We start from the raw sequence: 6,114 nt of genomic DNA on the forward strand, positions 1-6,114 counted from the left end.
GCGCTGCGGCCGACCGCCGCCGCTCCGCGTCACGCCCGTCGTCCCACGGCCAGGCGTGGGCGAGATCGAGGTCCAGCAACATGGCTCCGCTCCGTCACAGACGGCGGCGGCATCCGGATCGGAACCGACGTGGGGGCGCCTGGCACCCCGATGCCGCCCCGCCCGCCAGAGTCTCTTGATCCGGCACCCGCGCCCAATCACCGACGAGACGCCGCCGTGACCGGCGATCCGCACCGTCACATGCGGAAAAAGCGGAAGGCGGAGAGCGGAGGGCTGGCTTGGGCCTGGGCCTGGGCTCGCGAACGTAGCGCGTGGCAGGCCGGAGGCGCCTGACCCTTGGGGACGCCGCCGCCCATGGGTCCGGTCGACGCCGGACCGGCTCAGGCCACCAGTGCGCGGTCCGAGGCGCGGCGCGCCGAACGACGGTCGCCGCGCAGGCCCGCGAAACCGGACGCCGCCACGCCGCCCAGGCCGGCACCGATGCCGGCGAGCACATGCGCCGCCACCATCAGCGCGGCCATCATCGCCATCAGCGCGGTGACGTCGGCGGCATGGCCGAGCAGCAGGCTGGTGATCCCGGCGAAGATCAGTTCGCGGTTCGACACGAACGGCAGCCGCGACACGAGCAGCTTCACCGCCGACAGGATCAGCCACCAGCTAACCGCGACCGCCGGCATCGCCAGATGCCACAGCACCGCCGTCAGCATCACGGTGCCGCCCGCGCGGACCGCATGCCAGCCGGCGATGCGGGCCAGCGACGCGCCCGGGAGGCTGAGCCTCGAGCGCAGCGCGAGCGCCGCGATCGGCGGCACCGCGATCACGGCCAGCGCCCCCGCCAGCACGGCCGGGGAGATGCCCAGCGACAGATGCGCGAGCCACGGCCAGGCGAGCGCGAGGACCGTCAGCGTCGTGACCGATCCGACCGCCGAGGACAGCAGCGCGACGTCGCGCACCGCCTTGAACGCCGCCGCCGCGCCCTCGCCCCGCTTGCGCGCGATCGAATAGAGATACGCCTCGCCGACATAGCCGAACAACAGCTCGTTGCCGATCGTCTTGCGCATCGTCGCGATCAGCGCGGACGGCGGAATGGCCCACAGCCGTCGATAGATCGCCCAGTCGCACAGCGGCTGCAGCATGTAGGCGAGCACGAACACCGCCCAGAACGACGGCCGCGCGGGGACCAGCGACACGATGCGGCCAAGATCGATGCGGCCGAGCTCGATCAGCGCCGCCGCGAGGATCGCCAGCGACAGCGCCGGCCCCGCGTAGCGACCGAGCGTCGTCCGGACGGGACCCAGCGCCCAGCCCCGGACCGAACGGCCGATCGGCCCCGCCCGCCCGATCACCGTCGACCCGATCCCCGTCCGCCCGATCATCGTAGACAGGGCCGCCCCGACACGGCTCCTGCGGCCATGGACCGGGGCCGTCGCCTGTGTCGCTAGCGTGCCGTGCATTCACCACCTCGTCGGCCCCGGAGCCGCCCCTACGCCTTTCAGACGCCGCCGGCGCGCGCGAACCGCACCGTCGCCTTCGGTTCGTCGCAAATCCGGCACCTGCCTCCCCCATGCCCCCCATACCCCGCGACCGTGCCGGAGCGCGGCGCGATGTTGCCGCCGCCGCGTCCGGGCTCTACCGGTCGGCGACGCATGGCCGCCCCCGATTTCTCCGAGCCGCCGATCGGCATATTGGACGCGCCGTTCGACAGCGCGCTGTCCGACCGCTACCTCGTCTATGCGCTGTCGACGATCACCGCGCGATCGCTGCCCGACGTGCGCGACGGCCTGAAGCCCGTCCACCGCCGCCTGCTCTGGGCGATGCGGCTTCTGAAGCTCGACCCCGCGTCCGGGTACAAGAAATGCGCGCGGGTCGTCGGCGACGTGATCGGCAAATACCACCCGCATGGCGACCAGTCGGTCTATGACGCGATGGTCCGCCTCGCGCAGGATTTCGCGCTCCGCTATCCACTGGTCGACGGGCAGGGCAATTTCGGCAACATCGACGGGGACAACGCCGCCGCCTATCGCTACACCGAGGCGCGGCTGACGCCGGTCGCGATCGACTTGATGGACGGGCTCGACGAGGACGCGACCGACTATCGCGCGACCTACAACGGTGAGGAACAGGAGCCCGAGCTGTTCCCGGGGCCGTTCCCCAACCTGCTGGCGAACGGCGCCGCGGGCATCGCGGTCGGCATGGCCACCAGCATCCCGCCGCACAACGCCGCCGAGCTGCTGGACGCGGCGATCCTGCTGGTGGACGCGCCGGACGCGGACGACGTCGCGATCCTCGCCCATGTCGCCGGCCCCGATTTCCCGACCGGCGGGCTGGTGGTCGACCCGCCGGCCGCGATCCGGGAGGCCTATGCGACCGGCCGCGGCAGCTTCCGCGTGCGCGCGCGCTGGTCGGTGGAGCGCGAGAAGGGCGGCGGCTGGCAGGTCGTGGTCGACCAGATCCCCTATGGCGTCGCCAAGGGCAAGCTGATCGAACAGATCGCCGCGCTGGTGAACGATCGCAAGCTGCCGATCCTGGCCGACGTGCGGGACGAGTCGGACGCCGCGATCCGGCTGGTGCTGGAACCGCGCAGCCGCACCGTCGATGCCGACGTGCTGATGGAGGGGCTGTTCCGCCTGTCGGACCTGGAGATCCGGGTCCCCCTCAACCTCAACGTGCTCGACAAGGACCGCACGCCGCGCGTCCTGTCGTTGCGCGCCGCGCTCGCCGCCTGGGTCGACCATCAGTTCGTCGTGCTGCGCCGCCGGACGGAGCACCGGCTGGCCAGGATCGCCGACCGGCTGGAGCTGGTCCGCGGCTATATCGTCGCCTTCCTCAACCTCGACCGGGTGATCGCGATCATCCGTACGCAGGACGAGCCCAAGCCGGTGATGGTCGCGGAGTTCCAGCTCACCGATCGACAGGCGGAGGCGATCCTGAACATGCGGCTGCGCTCGCTGCGGCGGCTCGAGGAGATGGAGCTGCGCGGCGAGCAGGCGAAACTGGAGAAGGAACAGGCCAGCCTTGCCGCCCTGCTCGCCGATCCCAAGAGGCAGCGCGCGCGGATGAAGCGGGACCTGGGCAGGATTCGCGACCGCTACGGTGCGCAGACGCCGCTCGGCCGCCGCCGCACAGCGATCGCGGAGGCGCCGCCGACCCGCGACATCCCGCTCGAGGCGATGATCGACCGCGAGCCGATCACCGTCCTCCTGTCCCAGCGCGGCTGGATCCGCGCGATGAAGGGGCACGTCGACCTGGCGTCGGCCGAGACGCTGAAGTTCAAGGACGGCGACGGGCCGCAGTTCGCCTTCCACGCGCAGACCACCGACAAGCTGCTGCTCGCCGCCGCCAACGGCCGCTTCTTCACGCTGGCGGCCGACAAGCTGCCCGGCGGGCGCGGCTTCGGCGAGCCGGTGCGGCTGACCATCGACCTCGACGGCGATACCGGCATCGTCGCGCTGCTGGGCGCGGGGCCGGGCGTCCGGCTGCTGGTTGCGGCGAGCGACGGGCGCGGGTTCGTGGTGCCCGCCGCCGACGTGCTGGCCGAGACGCGCAAGGGCCGGACGGTGATGACGCCGCGCGCGGGCGCGGCCCTGAAACTGGTGCGGCCGATACCGGCCGAGGCGGACTATCTGGCGGTGATCGGCGACAACCGGCGGCTGCTGGCGTTCCCGCTCGCCGAACTGCCCGAGATGACGCGCGGCCAGGGGGTGCAGCTCCAGCGGTATGGCGATGGCGGCCTGTCGGATGCGATCCCCTTCGTCTTCGCGACGGGGCTGAGCTGGCCGATGGGCGGCGGGAGCGGGCGCACCCGGACGGAGGCCGATCTTCGGCCCTGGCGCGCGGCCCGCGGCGCGGCGGGACGGATGCCGCCGACCGGCTTTCCGCGCGACAACCGCTTCTGATTCGGGGCGACATAACCCGATCCGGGTATTTCAAGCCTCTTTAACCCGCGGCTGGCTATCCCGCCGGCGACATGGCCGCTTCCCTTCCCGCAGACCTGCCGCCGCGCCTCGCATCCCCGGCGCCGCGCGAGCTCAGCGTGGCGGAAGGGGCGCTGGACCTCCTGTCGATCCCGGCCGCGCTGGTCGACTGCGCGCACGGCGCGCTGGCGTTCGTGGCGACCAACCACGCGTTCCGGGCCGCGGGCCTGGGCTCCGGCGCCGACCGGTCGATGCTGGTGGAGCGGCTGGGCGAGCGCCTGCTCGCCTTCTGCCGCGGCGGCGGCGGGCGCGAGGAGTTCGCATGGGCGGCGGGCGACCGGGTGGACGCGCGCCACTATCGCGTCACGGTCGCCCGCGTCCATGCCGGGGGGACCGGCCGCTGCCTCGTCAGCCTGATCGACCAGACGTGCGAGCTTCGCGCGGAGGACAGCCTGCGCCGGGAGATGGCGACCGACAGCCTGACCGGCCTGCCGAACCGCGCCGGGTTCGGCGACCGGCTCGACGCGATGCCGCAGTCGTCGCTCGCCCGGCATGCGGTGATGATCGTCGACCTGGAGCGTTTCAGTCGCATCAACGCCTGTCTGGGCGGGATGACCGGCGACGAGCTGCTGATCTCGGTCGCGCGGCGGCTGCGCGGCGCGTTGCGCGCGGGCGACGTGCTCGCTCGCACCGGCGGCGACGAGTTCGGCATCCTGATGGCGGTCGAGGACGCCGCCGATCCCGACCATCTCGCCAAGCGGCTGCGCGGCGCGCTGGCGCACCCGTTCCGGCTATCGGACTACGAGATCCGCGTGTCGTGCGCGATCGGCATCGCGCTGGGCGCCGGCTGCGCCGACGACCCGGACGAGCTGATCCGGAACGCGCAGTTCGCGGCCAAGCGCGGCAAGACCAGCGGGCATACCGAAGCGCACCGGACGGACGCCTTCGATGCGGTGCGCGAGCAGTTCGGGATCGAGACCGCGCTGCGCCGGGCGATCGAGCAGGGTCAGCTGCGCCTGACGTTCCAGCCGATCTGCGACCTGGCGACGGGCCGGATCCACGCTTTCGAGTCGCTGGCGCGCTGGACGGACGAGAAGGGTCGCGAACATGCGCCCGCCAGCTTCATCGCGGTGGCCGAGGAGTCGGGGCTGATCGTGCCGCTGGGCCGCTGGGCGCTGGCGGAGGCGGCGCGGACGCTGGCGGGCTGGGACGCGCGGTCCCGCGAGGACGGCGGCGGCGGCGGCGATTGCGGCGTCCGGATGGCGGTCAACGTCTCGGCGATCCAGTTCCAGCGCGACTCCATCGCGCCCGCGGTCGAAAAGGCGCTGCAGGACAACGGCCTGGCGGGCGACCGGCTGACGCTGGAACTGACGGAGAGCGCGCTGATCGCCGATCCCGACCGGATCGGGCGCACGCTGGAACACCTCCGCACCTTGGGCACGCGCCTTGCCATGGACGATTTCGGCACCGGCTACTCCAATCTCGCCTATCTCCAGAAGCTGCCGATCGGGACGCTGAAGATCGACCGCAGCTTCGTCACCGGCATGCTCGCGGACCCCGACAAGGTCGCGATCGTGCGCGCGGTGCTCAGCCTCGCGCAGGCGCTGGGGATGTCGACGGTGGCGGAAGGGGTGGAGACGATCGAGCTCGGGCGGACGCTCGCCGCGATGGGCTGCACCTATGGCCAGGGCTATGCCTATGCGCGACCGCTGGAGGCGGACGAAGCCTATGCGCTGGTCGTCGCGCGCAACGGCCAGTTCGCGACGGCCGGATTGATGGCCGGATTATAGGGCCGCCGCCACCTCCTCGTCGGCGATCGCCTCCACCCTGGCCGTGTCCGGAAACCCCTCCCCGACCCAGCGGGTCTCGATCCGCGCCAGCGCGGCGGCGACCGCCGGCCCCTTGCGCAGGCCGCGCGCGACCAGCGCACCGCCGCCGATCGGCAGCTTGCGCGGGCTCCACCCGGCCAGCGGCGCCGGATCCAGGCCGTGCAGCAGCATCCGGTCGGTCGCGCCCTCCACGCCGATCCGATAGGCGAGCGCCGCCGGACCCTCGCCGCCGAGCGGCCCCGTCGCTCCCTCCAGCCGGCGGCGATCCGCGTTGGACAGCTTCAGCCGAGCGCCCACCGACGCGGCCGCCTGCGCGGGAACCAGCGCCGCGAGCCGCCGGATCGCGTCGGGCGCGATGCCTGCCGCCGCCT

General features: G+C 72.7%; 3 protein-coding genes and 1 pseudogene. 2 read left to right on the forward strand and 2 right to left on the reverse strand.

Translation table 11 applies throughout. The annotated features are described in order from the left end of the window. Window positions 1-380: 380 nt before the first annotated feature. Window positions 381-1,454, reverse strand: a complete 1,074-nt coding sequence (locus HUU95_RS06100; RefSeq protein ID WP_174279301.1) for a hypothetical protein — start codon at window positions 1,452-1,454, stop codon at window positions 381-383. Between the two features lie 192 nt (window positions 1,455-1,646). Between HUU95_RS06100 and parC the strand changes: the two genes are divergently transcribed. Together parC and HUU95_RS06110 are read left to right on the forward strand one after the other, a co-directional pair. Beyond that, complete coding sequence (gene parC / locus HUU95_RS06105; RefSeq protein ID WP_174279302.1) at window positions 1,647-3,896, forward strand: DNA topoisomerase IV subunit A; 2,250 nt, start codon at window positions 1,647-1,649, stop codon at window positions 3,894-3,896. Window positions 3,897-3,967: 71 nt separating this feature from the next. Continuing rightward, window positions 3,968-5,704 (forward strand): putative bifunctional diguanylate cyclase/phosphodiesterase, encoded by a 1,737-nt coding sequence (locus HUU95_RS06110; protein WP_174279303.1) that lies wholly within the window; start codon window positions 3,968-3,970, stop codon window positions 5,702-5,704. Here HUU95_RS06110 and HUU95_RS06115 read toward each other — a convergent pair. Then, window positions 5,699-6,114 (reverse strand): annotated as a pseudogene (locus tag HUU95_RS06115) (CCA tRNA nucleotidyltransferase); the annotation flags it as partial. The gene HUU95_RS06110 and the pseudogene HUU95_RS06115 sit on opposite strands and share 6 nt — an antisense overlap.

The sequence above is a fragment of the Sphingomonas bacterium genome, assembly GCF_903643065.1.
Classification (GTDB): Bacteria; Pseudomonadota; Alphaproteobacteria; order Sphingomonadales; family Sphingomonadaceae; genus Sphingomonas.